The 17101-nt window shown below is 45.8% G+C and carries 24 protein-coding genes and 1 pseudogene; 13 read left to right on the top strand and 12 right to left on the bottom strand.

Annotated elements, in window-relative coordinates; translation table 11 throughout:
• Positions 1-16: 16 nt before the first annotated feature.
• Positions 17-1912: a hypothetical protein gene (locus tag NWE92_07930; protein MCW4029559.1), complete on the bottom strand. Its 1896-nt coding sequence runs from the start codon at positions 1910-1912 to the stop codon at positions 17-19.
• A 260-nt stretch (positions 1913-2172) separates the two neighbouring features.
• On the opposite strand from NWE92_07930, the gene rpl18a reads away from it, so the two are divergent.
• From rpl18a to ftsY, 3 genes are read left to right on the top strand one after another with little or no spacing between them, the layout of a single operon-like run.
• Positions 2173-2451 (top strand): 50S ribosomal protein L18Ae, encoded by a 279-nt coding sequence (gene rpl18a, locus NWE92_07925; protein ID MCW4029558.1) that lies wholly within the window; start codon positions 2173-2175, stop codon positions 2449-2451.
• Positions 2452-2456: 5 nt separating this feature from the next.
• Complete coding sequence (gene pfdA / locus NWE92_07920) at positions 2457-2897, top strand: prefoldin subunit alpha (protein MCW4029557.1); 441 nt, start codon at positions 2457-2459, stop codon at positions 2895-2897.
• A gap of 2 nt (positions 2898-2899) precedes the next feature.
• Positions 2900-3805, top strand: a complete 906-nt coding sequence (gene ftsY / locus NWE92_07915) for a signal recognition particle-docking protein FtsY (GenBank protein ID MCW4029556.1) — start codon at positions 2900-2902, stop codon at positions 3803-3805.
• 101 nt (positions 3806-3906) lie between these two features.
• Here the strand turns inward: ftsY and NWE92_07910 are convergent, their stop codons facing one another.
• Positions 3907-4263, bottom strand: coding sequence for a hypothetical protein (locus NWE92_07910; protein ID MCW4029555.1), 357 nt, complete (start codon positions 4261-4263; stop codon positions 3907-3909).
• 288 nt (positions 4264-4551) lie between these two features.
• Here NWE92_07910 and NWE92_07905 point away from each other — a divergent pair, with 288 nt between their 5' ends.
• Positions 4552-5226, top strand: a complete 675-nt coding sequence (locus tag NWE92_07905; GenBank protein ID MCW4029554.1) for a hypothetical protein — start codon at positions 4552-4554, stop codon at positions 5224-5226.
• Positions 5223-5504, top strand: a complete 282-nt coding sequence (locus tag NWE92_07900; GenBank protein MCW4029553.1) for a winged helix-turn-helix domain-containing protein — start codon at positions 5223-5225, stop codon at positions 5502-5504. The genes NWE92_07905 and NWE92_07900 overlap by 4 nt, the downstream gene beginning before the upstream one ends.
• A 119-nt stretch (positions 5505-5623) precedes the next feature.
• On the opposite strand, the gene NWE92_07895 is transcribed toward NWE92_07900, so the two are convergent.
• Positions 5624-6343 (bottom strand): hypothetical protein, encoded by a 720-nt coding sequence (locus tag NWE92_07895; protein MCW4029552.1) that lies wholly within the window; start codon positions 6341-6343, stop codon positions 5624-5626.
• A 226-nt stretch (positions 6344-6569) separates the two neighbouring features.
• On the opposite strand from NWE92_07895, the gene NWE92_07890 reads away from it, so the two are divergent.
• Positions 6570-7151, top strand: a complete 582-nt coding sequence (locus NWE92_07890) for a hypothetical protein (protein ID MCW4029551.1) — start codon at positions 6570-6572, stop codon at positions 7149-7151.
• Positions 7152-7183: 32 nt separating this feature from the next.
• On the opposite strand, the gene NWE92_07885 is transcribed toward NWE92_07890, so the two are convergent.
• A complete protein-coding gene (locus tag NWE92_07885; GenBank protein MCW4029550.1) occupies positions 7184-7687 on the bottom strand; it encodes a uracil-DNA glycosylase in 504 nt (167 codons plus the stop codon).
• A gap of 134 nt (positions 7688-7821) precedes the next feature.
• Between NWE92_07885 and NWE92_07880 the strand changes: the two genes are divergently transcribed.
• Both NWE92_07880 and NWE92_07875 read left to right on the top strand, forming a co-directional pair.
• A complete protein-coding gene (locus NWE92_07880) occupies positions 7822-8124 on the top strand; it encodes a hypothetical protein (GenBank protein MCW4029549.1) in 303 nt (100 codons plus the stop codon).
• Positions 8117-8266: a hypothetical protein gene (locus tag NWE92_07875; protein MCW4029548.1), complete on the top strand. Its 150-nt coding sequence runs from the start codon at positions 8117-8119 to the stop codon at positions 8264-8266. The genes NWE92_07880 and NWE92_07875 overlap by 8 nt, the downstream gene beginning before the upstream one ends.
• 34 nt (positions 8267-8300) lie before the next feature.
• Here the strand turns inward: NWE92_07875 and NWE92_07870 are convergent, their stop codons facing one another.
• Positions 8301-8537, bottom strand: coding sequence for a hypothetical protein (locus NWE92_07870; GenBank protein ID MCW4029547.1), 237 nt, complete (start codon positions 8535-8537; stop codon positions 8301-8303).
• A 176-nt stretch (positions 8538-8713) separates the two neighbouring features.
• Between NWE92_07870 and NWE92_07865 the strand changes: the two genes are divergently transcribed.
• Both NWE92_07865 and NWE92_07860 read left to right on the top strand, forming a co-directional pair.
• Complete coding sequence (locus NWE92_07865; protein ID MCW4029546.1) at positions 8714-9025, top strand: hypothetical protein; 312 nt, start codon at positions 8714-8716, stop codon at positions 9023-9025.
• A 4-nt stretch (positions 9026-9029) separates the two neighbouring features.
• Positions 9030-9587, top strand: a complete 558-nt coding sequence (locus NWE92_07860) for a class I SAM-dependent methyltransferase (protein ID MCW4029545.1) — start codon at positions 9030-9032, stop codon at positions 9585-9587.
• Positions 9588-9590: 3 nt separating this feature from the next.
• Here the strand turns inward: NWE92_07860 and NWE92_07855 are convergent, their stop codons facing one another.
• Positions 9591-10193 (bottom strand): alpha/beta hydrolase, encoded by a 603-nt coding sequence (locus NWE92_07855; protein MCW4029544.1) that lies wholly within the window; start codon positions 10191-10193, stop codon positions 9591-9593.
• Positions 10194-10291: 98 nt separating this feature from the next.
• Between NWE92_07855 and NWE92_07850 the strand changes: the two genes are divergently transcribed.
• Positions 10292-11545 (top strand): class I tRNA ligase family protein, encoded by a 1254-nt coding sequence (locus NWE92_07850; GenBank protein ID MCW4029543.1) that lies wholly within the window; start codon positions 10292-10294, stop codon positions 11543-11545.
• On the opposite strand, the gene NWE92_07845 is transcribed toward NWE92_07850, so the two are convergent.
• The 6 genes and pseudogenes from NWE92_07845 to eif1A form a co-directional block, all read right to left on the bottom strand.
• Positions 11537-11773 carry a cytochrome B5 gene (locus tag NWE92_07845; protein ID MCW4029542.1) on the bottom strand — a complete coding sequence of 79 codons (237 nt, stop codon included), beginning with the start codon at positions 11771-11773 and terminating at the stop codon, positions 11537-11539. The two genes, NWE92_07850 and NWE92_07845, sit on opposite strands and share 9 nt — an antisense overlap.
• A gap of 70 nt (positions 11774-11843) precedes the next feature.
• On the bottom strand, positions 11844-12218 hold the full coding sequence (locus NWE92_07840) for a zinc ribbon domain-containing protein (protein ID MCW4029541.1): 375 nt from the start codon (positions 12216-12218) through the stop codon (positions 11844-11846).
• A 204-nt stretch (positions 12219-12422) separates the two neighbouring features.
• Positions 12423-12551 (bottom strand): annotated as a pseudogene (locus tag NWE92_07835) (hypothetical protein).
• Positions 12552-12666: 115 nt separating this feature from the next.
• The gene (locus NWE92_07830) at positions 12667-13455 is read right to left on the bottom strand and encodes a translation initiation factor IF-2 subunit alpha (protein MCW4029540.1); all 789 of its coding nucleotides are present in this window, start codon (positions 13453-13455) and stop codon (positions 12667-12669) included.
• Between the two features lie 30 nt (positions 13456-13485).
• Entirely contained in the window at positions 13486-14013 is a 528-nt protein-coding gene (locus tag NWE92_07825; GenBank protein MCW4029539.1) for a hypothetical protein, read from the bottom strand.
• Positions 14014-14227: 214 nt separating this feature from the next.
• The gene (gene eif1A / locus NWE92_07820; GenBank protein MCW4029538.1) at positions 14228-14533 is read right to left on the bottom strand and encodes a translation initiation factor eIF-1A; all 306 of its coding nucleotides are present in this window, start codon (positions 14531-14533) and stop codon (positions 14228-14230) included.
• A 390-nt stretch (positions 14534-14923) separates the two neighbouring features.
• Between eif1A and NWE92_07815 the strand changes: the two genes are divergently transcribed.
• The gene (locus NWE92_07815) at positions 14924-15061 is read left to right on the top strand and encodes a hypothetical protein (protein ID MCW4029537.1); all 138 of its coding nucleotides are present in this window, start codon (positions 14924-14926) and stop codon (positions 15059-15061) included.
• A gap of 38 nt (positions 15062-15099) precedes the next feature.
• On the top strand, positions 15100-17028 hold the full coding sequence (locus tag NWE92_07810; protein MCW4029536.1) for a 2-oxoacid:ferredoxin oxidoreductase subunit alpha: 1929 nt from the start codon (positions 15100-15102) through the stop codon (positions 17026-17028).
• Positions 17029-17101: the final 73 nt, after the last annotated feature.

Raw genomic sequence — 17101 nt, 5'->3', positions numbered from 1 at the left:
CAAATTTTTCTTTTTTCTATGAGTGTTTGCGGAAGAAAAATAGCCCAGCAGACGCTCCAACGGCAGCCAGTAAAATTACAATTAAGATAATCACGGGGGGTATTTGTGAAATTTTGAATAATGGCTGATTTGAGGATGTAGGCTTAGGGTTCTGGGTTGGTGCGGTGGATGGTGTGGTAGTTGGTTCAGCAGGGGTAGGGGTGGGGGTTGGGGTCGGGGTTGATTTGGGTGTTGTGGTTGGAGTGGGGGTGTATGTTGTTTTTGGCACCGTGGGGGTAACTATAATCGCTGGGGGCGCAGCGGATGGGCTAGGAGTGGGGGTTGGCTCAGCTGTCGGCGTGGGCAAGGGCGCAATGGTGGAATCCGTTTGACCTGTAAGTCCAATATACATTCTTGAGGTAGGTAACTCTGACAGCAACGTTTTGGAAACAAGAGTATTCCAGTTGCTATCAAATGTGAGTTGCCATACCCCGATACTGTCCAGTTCATACTCAAAGATGCTGGTCCCAAACATGGACAGAAACGTTCCCGGCGAGGCAACGCTAACAGTCACTGTCCTTTCAGCGATGTTTATGTTGCTTAAGCCTCCGTCAATTATGCCGTTGATATCTTCATAGACATAATCTTGCAAGGGTACCGCTAAAGAACCCGTAACTGGAACAGTAGACAGCAACAGCAACAAGACGGCGCCGTTTGCTGTGGCTTCCGTGCTAAGCCCCTTGTCTGACTGCATTCTGAACATTCCTGTGGCGTTATCGTAGAGTCTGTTTTGAAGGGTCAGGTTCCATGCTGGTGCAGAGCCTGCGGTGCCGTTTAGAAGCGCCTGAACTTTACTCTGCATAGGGGCAGTCAGGTTGCTGTAGAAGCCAATCAGAGACGCCCATGCGGTTATTGTGTTTTGTAGGCGTAGTTGTGAATTGCTGGATGCATGCTTAACCACGTAGTTGCCCCATTGAGGGCTGCTCCAGCCTTGGCTTAGCGCTCTTGTGTTCATGTCAATAAACAGGTTAGTGGTGTTTGAGAGTTGGGGGCTGCTGTTGTAGAGTTTCCAAATAATCTGGTCAAACCCGCCTGCTTCGCACTCAAATTGCTGCGAACTTAGCCCATACTTGTAAAAGTATCCTGCCGTGCTGTTGACCCAAAGATGGGCATTTGCCCAATTCCACCAGCGCTCAGCCTGAACTAACCCGTCAGGTATGCCCAGCTTCCAAAAAGTCGCGTACATATCAATGGTTTCTGCGCATTCGTCATAGTATCGGGGACCGTAACTTATGCCCCAGCCGACTTGATTAGCACCGACACAGAGGACCGGTTTTCCATAGGCGGTGACGCTGTTATTGAAGACGTCGTAGGCTTGGGTGAGATTCCATTTGGAGGTTTGATAATTTAGTTGGTCTGCCCATTGATAGGCGTATAAGTCATGTCGGTTGTAGACTATAAAAGAAGCCTTTAGCGTGTTGCTGTTGTAGAAGTTGTAGGGTAAGCCGCCGACGTCAGGAAGCATTTGAACCGCATCTAATGCGGCTTTGATTGTTGTTTCGTTGATTGGTACTCCAAGTTTGTTTAGCTGGACATACCAGTAAAACACGTTTTCTGCGCTGCTTGTGGATGTTACGTTTATGGAGTCAACGGCGGCTTGGAGTTGGCTAACTGTGGTTTGCCCTAAGGCTATGCCGTCATAGATTGTTTGTAAACTGCTATTCCAACCACCATTATCGGCAACAGTGGCTACCAACTCTTCAATTATCGCGGCAGAGCCCGTCGATTGGGTCGCTACTTCGCCTGTTTGGTCCTCAGCGCCCACAGCAAAACCGATAATCCCCACAAAGCAAACCGTAACCATCAAAGCTACCCATAGCAGCGCTGTTGCTGATTGCAGTGGCTTTGTGGCTTGTTTTGAGGTACCCTTCATTTGGGGTCTAACCTTGGGTTTGATGATACTACTTGCCCTTGGTAGCCTTTATACTTCTGTGAATCTGAAAAATGCTCAAACCAAAACCGTGCAACAACTCTTTAGAGGCTTGCAAACTCCCATTTAGAACCAGCGAACGTTTAGCTTATTTATACTTTAAATAATCAAAGGGGTAGGCTCTTTGAGAGTAGCTCCTGTCCTCGACCTGAAACCAACCAAAATCCAAATTTTACAAAATACGGTATAGAGCCGCTTTTTTTGTGAATACGTTTATAATTGGGAATGCATTGGATGTTGTGCAGGAATTAAAAATGAAAGCTTTCAAAGTAACTGGCTTAATCGCCAAACCTGAACTCAAAACTCCCTTTGTCAGAGAACTCATAGCTGACAAAAACGAGCATGCTGTAGAGAAAGTCTACGCTGAAATCGGCAGTCGCCACCGCGTAAAACGTTTCCAAATCAAAATCACAAGCGTCCAAGAAGTCACCGCAGAAGAAGTCGAAAACCCAATCCTTAAACGATTATTAAGCGGAGAGTAAACGGTTTGGCACAAAGAGCCCCAGCTGAAGAAGAACTTCGCAGACTCAGCGTCGAAATGCGCTATTTAGAACAAACAGCAGATGCCCTCCAGCAACGCATCGGCATGGTTAACGCCGCAATAACCGACTTAACCTATGCAACCGCAACATTGGAAGGTATCGAGAAAGAACAGGAAAACGCTGAAATGCTCGTTCCCATCGGTGGCAGCTCTTATGTTAAAGCAAAAATCGCAGATACAAACAAAGTCATCGTCGGCATGGGTTCTGGCGTATCAATTGAGAAAACTCTCCCAGAAGCCAAAGCAGCCCTCCAAGAACGCCTCGACGAACTTGAAAAAACCCTCACTTCTGCCCAGCAGCAATTCCACCAAGTTGCTGACCGCATAAACAATGGCAGAGGCCGCCTTGAAGCCCTACTTGCACAAGCAAGAGAAGGGAAACAGTAGTCGTGTTTGAGAAGCTCAAGTCTGGTTTTAAAGGCTTAGTCAACAAAGTCACCATGGCTGAGCTAAAAGCCGACAATCTTAATCCAATTTTATCAGACTTCAAAATGAGCCTAGCCGAAAACGACGTGGCTTTTCCCGTCGCAGACAAAATCTGTGATGAACTCGAAAAACGTTTAACTGGCACCACCCTAAAACGGCTTGATGACCGCAAACAATTCGTTGACGAAAACCTGCGTCAAGTTCTCCTCGAAGTTATGTTAACCAAAAAACGCATTGATTTGCTCCAGCTTGCCGCGGATAAGCGTGCGAAGTCGGAGCCGCTGGTTTTAATGTTTGTCGGCATAAACGGCACCGGCAAAACCACCACCATCGCCAAAGTCGCCCAGTACTTCCAAGACAAACGCTATACCGTAGTTTTGGCGGGTGCAGACACCTACCGTGCGGGCAGCATTGAACAGCTTGAAGAGCACGGTCGACGCTTAGGCGTTCGGGTGATTAAGAGCAACTACGGCGGAGACCCCGCGGCTGTGGCGTACGATGCAGTTAACCATGCGAAAGCGCACGGCATCAACCTTGTCTTGATTGATACGGCTGGGCGTATGCAGACTAACCAGAACCTCATGAACGAACTTATCAAAGTCAAACGCGTTGTAAAACCCGACCTAACAATATTCACTGTGGATTCGCTTATCGGTAATGATGCGGTGATGCAGGCGGAGGAATTCAACAAAGCCGTTGGCATTGACGCAACCATCCTCACCAAGGTAGACGCCGACGTTAAAGGCGGCTCCGCGTTGAGCGTTACGTTCGTGACGCAGAAGCCGATTCTCTTCATCGGGGTGGGTCAAACCTACAAGGACCTCGAATTGTTTAATCCCGAAAAATTCGTCAACATGGTCCTCCGATAAACCCTTTCCTTTTTAGGTATTTGGTTTGAATTTGTGCTAGTGGTTGAGTTGGTTTCGGGCGCTTTGGCGGGTGTATCTGGAACTATAACCTGTCTCTAAGCTCAGGGTTCTTGGATGTCTACGAGTTCAAAGCGGATTTTGCCCGGATAAATCCAGTACGCGCGGATAAAGTCCTCTGTTGACTGGTCTATGTCAAGCGCTCTGAAGAAGTCTATGAATTCGTCGTCTACTTCGCCGACTTTTTTTATCGTGTACACGCGTAGGTTCGCCATGTAGGGGTGGTTTAAGGCAACTTTATCGATAGGCACTTCGTTGGTGACTTCGAGGGCAAACAGCAAATTAGTTTTCACGTCTAGGGCTGCTGCTTTGTGCGCCGCTTCGCTTTTGGTTCGGATTACGATTAGGCGTTGGTCGAAAACTCGGAAGTTCCATTCACTTTCAAGCTCAGATGCCGACATAAAAACCACCAATAAAAGAAGGCAACTCAATATTTTAGTCTACTCATAACCGCCTAAAACTGGTGGACTTCTCAATGTGCTGGGCGCAGAGGTAAGCTGGGATTTCTACTGTATTTCAACATGCTAATGAGCTTGTTTTCCACCAATACTGACCTACCCCCCTTAGGCACTGCATCCACTTCCTATTAGGCGTCAATCTCAGCTTCAAACGCAGGAAAACAGCTGCAAACCCAAAAATTGTGCCGATAGATAAGGATAAATTGTCAGCATATCAATGTTTTAAGCTATATGTATGAGATTCCACGCTTCATAGTCGAGATTGTTTCGGTCATAATTTATTTTATTCTACTGTACTACATGATAAAACCCTACAAATTAACAAAAGAAACCCGTTATCTGGGTTTACCTTTGGGCTTTTTCTTTCTTGGCGTCTCCGAAATTATTTTAGCCTCACAAATCATCTACCCCATTACTCAGCTAAATGGCCTTTCCGTTACCATTAGGGCGTTTGCGTTTGTCTTTATTGCCCTGACCTATTACTTCTCAAATAAGCCTTCCAAAGATAGCCAATTAATTTGGAGCGCAACCCTTAGTGTAACAATTTTAAGTTTTACCCTTGTATGCTTGGTTTTGTTTGTTGCTCCTGCGCTTAATTTGCTGGTTCCAGTAAGTTTCAGTATCTTCCTTAGGGTTCTTAGTCTATTCTGTCTCGCCTATATCTGCATCCACATACTGCGAAGCCAACTTGATAAGACCGTTCCGATGACCTTTTGGATTCCCTTAGGCTTTTTCTTTTTGTTAATTAGCGAATATTCGCAACTGATTCGGATGGTAGACCAGAATTACGCGTATGGTTTAGCCTTTGTTGGAGGCTTAGTATTTCGCTTTTTGGCCTTTGCAGTTTTTCTATATGTTGTAACCAAGAATTTCATCCGCCCAGCGAAAACGGAGAACCCCCCATGAGGAAGACCGCTCGTAGAGACACACTAAAAATCTACAACGATCTCTTATCTATCCTCAACAGCGTTGAATATAGAAAAAATAAATTTCCCTTAACAACCATTTCCTTAAAACTCAATGTTCCCTTTGATCGCTTCAAAAGTTACCTCTCTGATCTAAACCATCTGGGATTAATTGATAATGAAACATCCCCTAATTTGACTGAGAAGGGAAGAGAATATCTTGCGGAATATAAGAAAATCATTAGGTTCATGGATGACATGGGGATAACTCACCCCTAATCTTTTGCTACACTGTTTGTTTGTGCAAGCACACACATGCGGAATGCCCCACATTTTAAAGCCAAACAAAAAACAGCCAAATAGCGAACTTGTCCAGAGGGCACAAGCCAGTTGCCTTGCTAATACACTTTTCCAGCGGGGTAAGTGCCAAAACCGAATTCGTCGCCCATCTTTTCAAGCTGTATTTGCTGTATGATTTCATTCGCGGCTGGGTTGATGACGTATTCGCTTTGGTTTCCTTGGACGATAAGCCAGCCAACTCGTTGAACAGTCACCGTCACAGTGTTGGGTGCCCCATTGCTCCAAAGGCCTAAAGTGCCATTTATGCTTGAAAATGTCCCCCCGTTTGTTGCTCTTAGGTAGTATTCATCGGTAGTTGACATGTTGAATCTGCAATACATACTTGAAAAGTGTCCCCATGGTGAATTTAGAGGCGGAATTGGGGGTGAGTGGCAGGAGACATTGTAGTTGGTGCCTAACCAACCCGTAACTGAAACCTTGGCGCCCGTGTTAGCAGTAAGGTTCACCAAGTAGCCCTCGGCGATTATGTCGTAGGGTTGGTTTTCGGGGTTGCCTCGATAAGTTAAGGTGAGTATGGCGTTGACGGGGTAGTATGTTGTTGGATAGGTTTGTATGCCCCAGCCAAAGTGGTCATGTCCTTCTCCAGTAGCGTTTGTTAGACCTGTAGAGACATAAGTCAAGTCAGCGTCAAATACCCTAGACGACTGGTCAGAGGCAAAAACACCCGCAAATGGGTCATAGAGGACAAGCACTGCTGAGGCAGAAGCGACGATAGCACAAGTTAAGACCACAGCTACGACCATGGCGTTCTTATTCAAGCGTTTATCCCTGAGGCACTGTTGATGTGATTTCGTTATATAATTTACTGTAGCGCAGCGAAATTGATTCTGAGGTTAAAAGAAATATTGAAAACAAAACAACAAGTGTAGCCGCCGACTGAAAACTAAACTCTTTCAATCTATTATACTCAGAGAACCGTCACTATCTAAGTAAATTATATAACAAAAATTTACAACTTTACCCTATTGGCTAAACTGGGTAAAAATGAAGACAATAATATTTGCGGTTTTAATGCTTGTTTGCGTTTGTTTTGTCGGCTCTGCAACTGCAAACCCTGTCTGGCTTGGTGAAGTTCCCCCAGACGCCGATACAAGCCCTCCGTGTATCACAATATTTAGCCCCCAAAATAAGACCTATGGCAACTCTAACGTCTGCCTCAATTTTACAGTCACCGACGGAGAATCAAAAAGTGCACCTCATACCATGATAAAATACTGTTGGCTACAAGCAGATTGGTTAGCTAAAAACGTCAGTGTATTTGCTTATGATGAGAAATCTATGATTCCTAACTTCCATGATATTTCCAAAGCATTAAATTTAACGGACATCCCTGCAGGTACCCACAAAATAACAATTTATGCAGTAGCAACAGGTACTTACAGCGGAAACGGCATATTGCAATACTATACTTTTACAATAAAGAATTCCGCTTCTATCACCTTTTCAATAACCGCCTCAGCTACTCCAACCCCGACGGTTCCAGAATTTCCCATCTTGAGCATCCTGCCATTGGTCGTTGCAACGCCTATAGTGGCTATCAAGCTTTTTAAAAGAAAAAGCCTCTGAACAAACACAATCTAAGCGGTAGGGAGCTCCCATTAGTTTTGTTTGAGGCGCCCTGCTAACTCAGCGATTTGTCCCCTGAATTTTTCACGCATCTTTGTAAAGCGCATGGCTGCCGAGGGATGCACAATTTCAAAGTATTCTATACCTTCGACTCGGGGAGTTTCCTTGGCTGAAGCGCCGAGGAGCACGATTATTTTTGGTTTTATGGTTTGGATTTGCTGGGTCAGGTAGGGTAGGCAGGCTTCGACTTCGTCAGGGTAGGGTTTACGGTTCTGGGGCGAAGTGTGTTTGACGATGTTGGTTATGTATAGGTCTTGGCGGTTTATGCCGTATTCGGCGAGGGTTTTGGTTAAGTATTTGCCTGCACGTCCCACAAAAGGGCGACCCTGCTCGTCTTCTTCGGCGCCGGGGTTTTGCCCTATCACCATGACTTGGGCGTTTAGGGGTCCTTCACCGGGGACAGCGTGCTTGGCGGTTTGGTAGAGGCGGCATTTTTTGCATTCATTGATTTGTAGATTTAACTGTTCAATGCTCATTGCTTGCTCCCTTGTTATTGTATAGTTAAAGGCACACAAACTTAAAAAAATCCCCACCACAATATATAATCCAGTTCTTGTCCCTCAAAGCCTGAACGACACTTCTGCATCAAAACCTCAACTGGGGCGCAAATATGACTCAAAAAGAATCCGTTTCCGAATCACTCATCAGCAGTGTTACTAAAGTGTTGCTTAGGGTTGCTTTTGTCTTTGAACCCTTAGCCCCAACCGCAATCACCGTTCTTGTGAATCAGCAGCTGCATCGATACAAAGAAGGCAACATAATCGGCGACTACAAAACACACACCAAACGTTTAGGCAAATATCATTATCGTGTAATTATCGATTTAGATTTGACGGGCAGGCAGGCTATGCATTTGTTAGGTAACATTTTTCCTAATCAATTAAGCGGATTAAGGAGGTGGTTCCATGACTGAAGGAGAAAAGAAAGGTCGCCTAAAAGTAACGATGGAGTTAGAGGTCAACGAGGAGTTGATGGAGGTCGTGAAAGATGCGATGTCTAAAGCGTCAAGTCGACTTCCCGAACTTATGAAACGGGGCAACGAAAACAAACAATAAATTTGCGGCAGTTTTGCCCGTTTTCTCTTTTTTGTTATTCAGATGCTTTATCGAACAATTGCGCTATTAACTCGTCGCGGATGTGTTCAGCTTCTTCTTCGGCTTGTTTGGGGTCTTTTATTCTTTTTTTATGTTCTTCTGCATGCGCGTCGATGGCTTCACTCATCAATTTTACGTCGGGGACTACTAGAATTTCTTTTCCACAGTGGCACCTAATCATTGGAAGACCCTTTTTGTCGCCAGTTTTTTCTCCCAGAACATGATTTGGCATTCTCGTCACCCTGCTATTAGCTATTCCCTTTTACAAGAATTAATACTCTATAAATGTGTTATTCACTACCAATGTATATTTCAAGCACAAAAAAAATTTCCCGAAAACTTAGCAAGCAAGCGCTATATAAGAAAGACTTTTTACACAAGTTAAACAACACACAAGATGGGATAACCATGAAGTTTTTAATCATCCAAAAAGTTAAACGTGAAGTACCGCTGGAGAAGTGGGCAAAGATGCTTCCGATGCAATTCAAATATTTTGAACAATTAACACAGAACAAAACATTGGAGCTTTACTATCACCTCATTGGTCAACAGGGCAGCATGCTCATCGTGAACGCTGAAACAGACGAGCAACTCTCACGCGTCATCGGTCAAGACCCCCTGTTCTTTGACTGCGACCGCGAAATCTACCCCCTAACCACAAGACAGACGCATGAGCAGCAAATCCGCGAACTGCTCCAGCCAAATGATTTAGGTATGTGACTTTATGGTATGTCACGGCGGATTTAGCCTCGACGAAGCAAAAAGACGCGCCTGGTACAACCCAGACGCCATCATCCAAGACCTACAAGCTGGCATGACCTTTGCAGACATCGGCTGCGGAGACGGCTACTTTAGCATTCTAGCAGCCAAAAAAGTCGGCGCAAACGGCAAAATCTACGCAGTTGACGTTGACCCCCAAGGCGTAAAGAAACTACGCGCTAAAGCCGCCGAGCAAGGCTTAACCAACATAGTTGCCAAGGCAGGACGCGCCGAAGACACAGTATTCTGCAAAGGCTGCATAGATGTAGTCTTTTACAGTATGGACCTTCACGACTTCAACGACGCCGCACAGGTGCTAAAAAACGCGCGTGAAATGATTAAGCCAACGGGGCAGTTGATTGATTTGGATTGGGAAAAACAGCAGATGCCTTTTGGTCCGCCCGAAGCCATTCGTTTCAGCAAAGAAAAAGCCACAGAGCTAATCACGGCGGCAGGGTTTAGGGTTGAATCCGTCAAGGCAGCAGGACCCTTCCATTACGTGGTCACCGCTAAACCCGCCTAACCGCTATGTTTCGGCGTGGGCATACAATTCAAGCAGGTCATGTCTGAATCTGTCGGGCTGTTCCTTGTAGGCGGAGTGACCACAGCCGTTGTAGATTATGAGTTTTGAGTTGGGGAGTTTATCGGCTAAAACCCTCATGTCCTCGCTGGGGATAATGGTGTCTTCGGTGCCCCAGATGATGGTAGAGGGAAACTTGAATTTGCCATAAGACGCCGCCAAGTCTGGCTCTAACGAGCGGGCAGGCGCAACCAGCAACAACCCCTTCACAGGATACTGCACCGCATATCGGAGCGCCATGTTGCCCCCGATGCTTGCGCCCACCACAACAGGTGCCACATCGCCAAGGGCAGTTTTGAGTGCTTCGTGGGCGAAGTCGATGTTTTTTTGGGGGTCGCGGCTTTTGGGTTGGCATCGGCTTTTTATTCCATACGGCATGTCAAGTGCGAGGAAGGGGATGCGTTTTTCCATTAGGGCTTCGGCTATGCCGATTTGTTGCCAGATGTCGGTGTTGTAGGATAATCCGTGGAAGAAGACTATGGGAACTCCGGGGGCATTAAAGACGAGGGCGGGGCATTTGGCGCCTGAGAGGTTGAGGGTTTTTTCCATTGGTTTCGCCTTGTCTGGTATGTTTTTGTTTCTTATGAACTCTGCGTAGGCTTAGAAACCCATAATAGCCTACCCAACAGTTTAGGATAGGTGATTTTTTGGCCCTAAACGTCGGCGACAAGCTGCAACTATACAACACCCTAACCCGACAAAAAGAAACCTTCCACCCCATCGACAACCGCCACGTGAAAATGGCGAGCTGCGGCCCCTCCACCTATCAACATGCCCACATAGGCAACTACCGCACCTTCCTCTACGAAGACATCCTCCAACGGTACTTAGAATATCTGGGCTACCAAGTCACCCGCGTCATGACCTTAACCGATGTGGAGGATAAGGCGGTGGCGCAGGCAAAAAAAGAAAACCTCCCCCTCGACGCCTTAACAGACCGAAACCTCTCGGTGCTCTTTTCGGATTTTGAGTTGCTAAAAATCAAATGCCCCACCTACCCCATCAAAGCATCCAACGCGGTAGACCAAGCTGTAGCCCTCATTAACCTGCTTGTCCGCGGCGGCTATGCCTACTGGTACACTTATCGGGGCGCCAAAAACGCCTACTTCGAGCCTTTTAAGTTTAAGGGGTTTGGTAAGTTGGCGCATCTGGACATGTCAAAATGGCCTAAGAGGCATCGGCGTTTTCACAAGGACACTTACCCCGGCACCCCCTGGAACATGGGTGACTTCGTGCTGTGGCATGGCTGCCAAACCAGAGACGTCTGCTACGACACACCCATTGGCAGAGGGCGTCCCGCATGGAACATCCAAGACGCCGCCATAATCACGCAGCACTTGGGCTTTAGCATCGACCTTGCATGCGGCGGCATCGATAATTTGGTTCGTCACCATGACTACACTATAGCCATCGCTGAAGCTGCCTCTGGGAAGCAGTTTTCGCGGTTTTGGCTGCATGGCGGTCATCTGCTTGTGGATGGCGAAAAAATGTCCAAGAGCAAGGGCAACGTCTACTACCCACGCGACCTCACCGCGAAGGGCTACAGCGGCGCAGAGATACGGTTTTTCCTAATTTATGGTCCTTATCGAGAGAAACTGAACTTTACCTTTGAGCGACTTGCGGAGACGAGCGAGAAGCTAAGAGTTGTTCGGAGGTTGATTGCGGAGTTGCAGAGCGTCTCTGCGACGGGTACGCGGGATGCGGAGGATTTGGTGGCTGGGTTGTTTGCTGATTTTGAGAAATGTATGAGTGATGATTTGGATGTGCGGGGCGCCTTCGATAGTCTCACGAAGAATCTTGGCAGAATTTTTGAGCTGCGGGGTTCTTTGAGTGGGGTTGCTGTAAAAAGGGTGTTGGATGGGTTGTTGCGTGTGGATTTGGTTTTGGGTTGTTTATTCTAACTCTCCCACGTACTTGACACGTGTCAAGTTGTCTGCTTGATGCGGCGCCATCTCCAAATCCTCAGTCAAATCTCTGCCCGCATCATGCATACCCATATGAGCGCCATCTACCCAAAACGGACTGTCCGTAACATCATAAACCTTACCCTGATAAGCAACGTAGGCAGGCTTACCGCCCTTGCCATTATTTTCTTCAAGCTGTTTACGCGATATTTTTTGTTCTCCCAAAAAATTCACCATACCTCAAACTAAAATCCTCACCTCAAGCTTTAAACATTTAGGGCTAACTAGCCCCAACTCAAATGGGTAGCTTCAAAGCAGTCATTAACCCGCCGATAGCTGCCTGCGTATCTTGGAGCCTGCCAAAGAAGCCAAGCTGATTGTAATTGTTAGGATTAGACGAAGAAAAATCAAATGTGAACTGTGTGGCAAGGTACACAGCAATTGCAACCACCGCCACAACAATCATGATAACGCATACGGCGGCTATGATTATGGGTGTGTCGTTGCGGGTTGGTGATTCAGGGGATGATGCGCGAGCAGGCGGCTTTGGTGCAACTGGCGGGGGTGGAGGTGGAACTGCAACATAGCCAGCGGCGACTGGTGTGCCGCACTTTGGGCAGAAACGTGCCTCCTCCTCTAGAGGGGCTCCACACTTGTGACAGTAACGCATGCTAAATCATCCAACAACGGGAAGGCTCGACACGATTTAAGCATTACCAAAACATGCGTTTGATGTTACAAAGAAAATGAAAAGTTGTTTAAAATGGTTGCCGCGTTGTTATTTCCAGTTACCGCGGCGTCGGGACCAGGCTTGTTTTTCGTTTTCCATAACCTGTGGTTTTGTTGGTCCACGGTTATTTTTTGGGTCGGGACGTCTGGGGGGTCTGTGTTTAATTAAACATTCTTGGCAATAGACGGGTTTACCCGCTGTTGGTTTAAAGGGAACTTTTGTAGATTTTCCGCAGTCAGTACATATTACTTCTGTTACAATATCTTGAGGCATTTACATGTTGATCCTGTTAATTTTAAGCTATGAAAAATAGCGGTGGAATTAACCCGAGCAATACTCATTTCCCTTCACTTAAACGTTTGCAGCGTATTCCGACATTATTCCCCGTTTATTTCTCTGCCTTAAAGTCGCCATGTCCGCCTAAGCTTGTGATGTTTTCAACCACACTGTCAGCTACTTTCTTAAGAAGTGCTTCTGCGGCTTTCCAGTTATCGGCAGAAACTTCAACGCGATATTTTGGTGCAGCTATGACTGCGAACTCGATTTTAGAATTTTTTGAAGAGTTAGTTTTTTTTGCATTACGGAATGCTTCTTGGATGCATCTGACGCCGTTGGGCTGCATGCACCGCACCTCCAAGACGCCTCTTAATTTGACTGATTTAATTTTAATGCGTTCATCTGCAACTTGCGCGATAACCTTTGCCAAATCTTCAGGGATTCCATATTTGACCAGACTATCAGGGCCTTCTTTTACGGCATTCTCGAAGCCTTCATAGATGCCGATTTTTTCTTCCAGAATAGCGCCGACTTTCTGCTGTATTTCCTCCTTTGATAAACCCGCCCGTTCACCAACTACGTAGAGTAATGCGTCTCCTTTTTTCCCTTTTTTCCACGACTTGACTTTTTCGATACGTTCCCGTTTGGTGACTCGCCTCAACGATAAGTCTATGTGACCTTTTTCTAAGTCTACTCGAAGAACTTTTAAGACCATTTTTTGGTTTTCACGGACAAAATCTCGGATGTTTCGTATACGGGCGCTTGAAATCTCTGAGATGTGAAGAAAACCCTTCTTGTTATATTCATCAAGGTTAGCATACACGCCGTAGTCCATCACTGTTTTGATGGTTGCGATAACTAAGTCGCCGATTTCAGGCCATTCTATGTTTTGTTCAGACATAATTTGATTCCACTTTTGTTTTTAAAATCTTTAGCGACTCAGCGCCAAAGCCATTTTTAAGTCGTTTTTCAGTAATCCAACTGTTCCATCTTTAAAATGTTCTTTTGCGCTTTTGGCAAGGTTTTTTATTTTGCAGAAGTCCTTATTTTTTTCTTCGCATTCAGATATTGCATGTAAGGTTCTTCCGCATCTTTTGTCGCATTGAATGTTGATGTAGTCCATAATTGCTAAGTATAATTGTTTAGTGTCGAATGGTGGCAGGTAGTCTTCAGAAACATACTGAATGTTATGCTCGCTCATTTCTGTAATAGCATCTTCTGTGAATTTTCTGCCAAATAGAACCGCGGAAGCATAGCTTTCGAGTTTCATGAAAACTGATAAGGTTTTGACCTCAGTGACGCCTATCAGTTCATTTCCTTGAGGCTCAATAATCCGCATGAGCACTTTTTGGTTCAATTGATCTGCAGCCGAAAAGTCCGTGAATTTACCGTTTGTTTGTTTTTTCACGTTTTTATAGCCACGTACCGCTATTATGAAATTTATCTTATTTTCACTCATTTTTTCACCTAACTTTTATTTTCAGAGTTCTCCACGGTCATTTTCGTCCCATATCGACTCTTCTAAACGCAATTTCCCATCAGTAACTATTACTTTGTATTGAGCTTCACAGATTGGGCAACATACCACTTCTCCAACTTCTCCATCAGATGGGGTTTCTTTTGTGAACTTATTCCCACATTCAGTGCACTTTATAATAATCGAGCGTATCCTCCTACATGGTCAGGTAGCTGTGGCTTCTAAGCCAGTCACACTGATTTTTCCTATAACGCCAAAATATGTCGCCTCTACTGTCACTTTGAAAATCCCACGGAGAAACCAAAACGATATCGCCGTCGCGTATCCAGACGCGCCTTTTAAGTTTGCCTCTGACTCTGCATAGACGTTCTTTGCCATCTTGGCATTTCACCATAATTCTGTCTGCACCTAACATTTTTACTGCTATACCCAAAACATCATTAGAAGTAGGCAGAATCATGCTTTCCAAGCTGCCCTCATTTGTTATTTTTCGTTTACCCAAATTCTATAACCTCAAATAACCACCGTTTAGAATAAATTGGAGAAAAAGCGACTGTTTTTTCTAAGACTCTTCCTCTAAAGAATTCCCACAAACTAAGAAAAAGGTTTACGGGACTATATTAGGCTATGGAACAAAAAGGCCTGTTTTGCCCCAAAAAGTAACTAAGAAAAAAAATCGAGGTCTTTTTGGCTTAAACGCCGTTTTTATTTTTCTATTCGAAAAATGAGGGTTTTTTCAAATTCTGTTTTGTGTATCTGTCAGCTCTGCTTTTTTCCCTGGAGCTCAATCAAACAAGAAACTGCTCATACGACAGTTTTGTGGATTATTGCTTTTTTCCGAAACCTTAAAACCTTAAGGTAATACAAGGTTATGTGGGCAGAGGCGAAGAGGATGAGTAAACAAGATCAGCCTCGTTGCATCAACTGCGGAAACTTTATCGACGACTGCAAATGTGTGTGCCCCTACTGCGGCGAAACCGCATCCTGTACCTGCTGTGTAGGCACCGATAAAGCATCTGGCGGAGGATAAACGTCTCAACCACAGATTTTCAGGGCGGAAAATGCGACATGGCAATTGAAAGCATAAACTGGATGGCCGGTGGACCACAAGGAAGCGGCGTTGACACAGCTTCCACCATATTTGGCAGAGCCTGCGGATACGGCGGATTATACGTCTATGGACGCAGAGAATACCACTCCAACATCAAAACCATGCACAGCTACTTCCATCAACGTGTCTCCAAAACCCCCACATTAGCTAACATAAGCGATGTGGATTTGTTGGCGGCGTTTGACGCAGAGACCGTTGTGCGACACATCGGCGACGTTGTGAGTGAAGGCGGCGTAATCGTTGATTCACGCGACTTAGATGTCAACGTTTTAGCTGGTATTGCTACTTTTAGCGAAGAATACAAAACCCATGTCCGAGAGTTTATGCAGCTCAATGGTATCGGCGAAACGATTAGCGACTTCTTAACTTATGCAAAGAAACAAAACATCAACGTCTATCCTGTTCCCTACACTAACTTGCTAAAAGACATAGGCGAGAAACTCCACATAGAAAAACTCAGCACGCTACAAAAAATGATTAATGTCTTAACCATCGGCGTATCTTTTGCGTTACTAAAGTATGACCGAAAACTCGTCGAAGACGCCATACGCGCCACCTTCCACGAGAAAATCGCCGAAATGAACATCGTAGCAGTAAACCAAGCCTACACCTACGCGGAACAGAACTTCGACGTAAACAACTTCAAATACAAACTTGAAAAACAGCCCATCACGGAGCCCCGTATCTTTTTATCGGGAAACCAAGCCGTCGCGATGGGCAAAGTTCTTGGCGGCTGCAGAGTCCAATGCTACTACCCCATAACGCCCGCATCGGACGAAAGCGAATATTTAGAAGCCCACGAAATCCTCAAAACCCGCAACAACACCCAAGAAGCCATCATCGTGCTACAGACAGAGGACGAGTTAGCAGCTATAAATTCAGCTTCAGGCGCATGTTTAACAGGCGCGCGGGCGGCGACCAGCACTTCAGGTCCCGGTTTTTCTTTGATGGCTGAAGGCTTAGGTTGGGCAGGTAACAACGAAGTCCCCGTAGTAGTCACCCTTTATCAGCGGGGTGGACCAGCTACAGGGCAGCCCACACATCACAGTCAACAGGACCTCCGTTTTGCGATGCATGCGGCACACGGCGAATTTGCCCGAATATTGCTTGCCTCTGGTGATATAGAGGAATGTTTCTTTGATGCGGCAGAAGTTTTCAATTTAGCTGAAAGATATCAAGTGCCCGTTGTTCACTTAATAGATAAAGGCACAGCTAACGCTTCACAAACTTACCCTGAGTTCGATTACCGCAAAGTAACCATAGACCGCGGCAAAATAGTCACAGAAAAAGACCTTGAAGGCAAACAGTACAAACGTTTTCAATTCATCGAAAACGGTGTTTCTCCCAGAGCGTTTCTGGGGACAAAAAACGCGGTTCAATGGTACACCGGTGACGAACACAACGAGATGGGCAACATTAACGAGGAGCCGTTCATACGCCGAAAAATGATGGATAAACGTCTCAACAAGCTGGCGTTAATCGATAAGGAAGTGCCGCTGGATTTGAAAGTAAAAGTGTTCGGCGACCCCCACGCGGAAAACATCATCGTCAGCTGGGGTGCACCCAAAGGCGCCATCATCGAAGCCATCAATCAACTCAAAACTGAAGGCTACAGCTTAGGTTTCATACAGGTTCGGATGATTCATCCGCTTCCCTCTGCCTACCTAAAAGAAGCCCTCCGAAACAAAAAACGCGTCATCGACATCGAAGACAACTGGACCGCGCAACTCGGTGGCGTCATAACGGAACAAACCTGCATAAAACCCAGCCACTACATCCTCAAATACACGGGACGACCCATGACCACAACCGAAGTCTACGATGCGCTCAAAAACATTCTAGAAAACAAGGCAGAAGAACGACAAGTGCTTACCCACGGGGCTTAAAAAATCCCCCACCTACTTCTCTACCTTTCCACCTTATAGAAAAAAACGAGGTTTGGTTTGCCTCGTTAAACGA

Source organism: Candidatus Bathyarchaeota archaeon (genome assembly GCA_026014745.1).
Classification (GTDB): domain Archaea; phylum Thermoproteota; class Bathyarchaeia; order Bathyarchaeales; family Bathycorpusculaceae; genus Bathycorpusculum.
Note: the sequence above shows the minus strand (reverse complement) of the source record. Positions and strands in the feature narration are given on the sequence as shown.

What these genes read in the sequence shown, in the direction of transcription:
- NWE92_07855 (MCW4029544.1), bottom strand. Translation starts at nt 10,193, where the DNA reads ATGGAAAAAACCCTCAACCTCTCAGGCGCCAAATGCCCCGCCCTCGTC.
- NWE92_07870 (MCW4029547.1), bottom strand. Translation starts at nt 8,537, where the DNA reads ATGCCAAATCATGTTCTGGGAGAAAAAACTGGCGACAAAAAGGGTCTT.
- NWE92_07900 (MCW4029553.1), top strand. Translation starts at nt 5,223, where the DNA reads ATGAGGAAGACCGCTCGTAGAGACACACTAAAAATCTACAACGATCTC.
- NWE92_07865 (MCW4029546.1), top strand. Translation starts at nt 8,714, where the DNA reads ATGAAGTTTTTAATCATCCAAAAAGTTAAACGTGAAGTACCGCTGGAG.
- NWE92_07840 (MCW4029541.1), bottom strand. Translation starts at nt 12,218, where the DNA reads ATGCGTTACTGTCACAAGTGTGGAGCCCCTCTAGAGGAGGAGGCACGT.
- NWE92_07890 (MCW4029551.1), top strand. Translation starts at nt 6,570, where the DNA reads ATGAAGACAATAATATTTGCGGTTTTAATGCTTGTTTGCGTTTGTTTT.
- NWE92_07860 (MCW4029545.1), top strand. Translation starts at nt 9,030, where the DNA reads ATGGTATGTCACGGCGGATTTAGCCTCGACGAAGCAAAAAGACGCGCC.
- NWE92_07875 (MCW4029548.1), top strand. Translation starts at nt 8,117, where the DNA reads ATGACTGAAGGAGAAAAGAAAGGTCGCCTAAAAGTAACGATGGAGTTA.
- NWE92_07905 (MCW4029554.1), top strand. Translation starts at nt 4,552, where the DNA reads ATGTATGAGATTCCACGCTTCATAGTCGAGATTGTTTCGGTCATAATT.
- NWE92_07885 (MCW4029550.1), bottom strand. Translation starts at nt 7,687, where the DNA reads ATGAGCATTGAACAGTTAAATCTACAAATCAATGAATGCAAAAAATGC.
- NWE92_07910 (MCW4029555.1), bottom strand. Translation starts at nt 4,263, where the DNA reads ATGTCGGCATCTGAGCTTGAAAGTGAATGGAACTTCCGAGTTTTCGAC.
- NWE92_07830 (MCW4029540.1), bottom strand. Translation starts at nt 13,455, where the DNA reads ATGTCTGAACAAAACATAGAATGGCCTGAAATCGGCGACTTAGTTATC.
- NWE92_07930 (MCW4029559.1), bottom strand. Translation starts at nt 1,912, where the DNA reads ATGAAGGGTACCTCAAAACAAGCCACAAAGCCACTGCAATCAGCAACA.
- NWE92_07810 (MCW4029536.1), top strand. Translation starts at nt 15,100, where the DNA reads ATGGCAATTGAAAGCATAAACTGGATGGCCGGTGGACCACAAGGAAGC.
- NWE92_07815 (MCW4029537.1), top strand. Translation starts at nt 14,924, where the DNA reads ATGAGTAAACAAGATCAGCCTCGTTGCATCAACTGCGGAAACTTTATC.
- NWE92_07880 (MCW4029549.1), top strand. Translation starts at nt 7,822, where the DNA reads ATGACTCAAAAAGAATCCGTTTCCGAATCACTCATCAGCAGTGTTACT.
- NWE92_07825 (MCW4029539.1), bottom strand. Translation starts at nt 14,013, where the DNA reads ATGAGTGAAAATAAGATAAATTTCATAATAGCGGTACGTGGCTATAAA.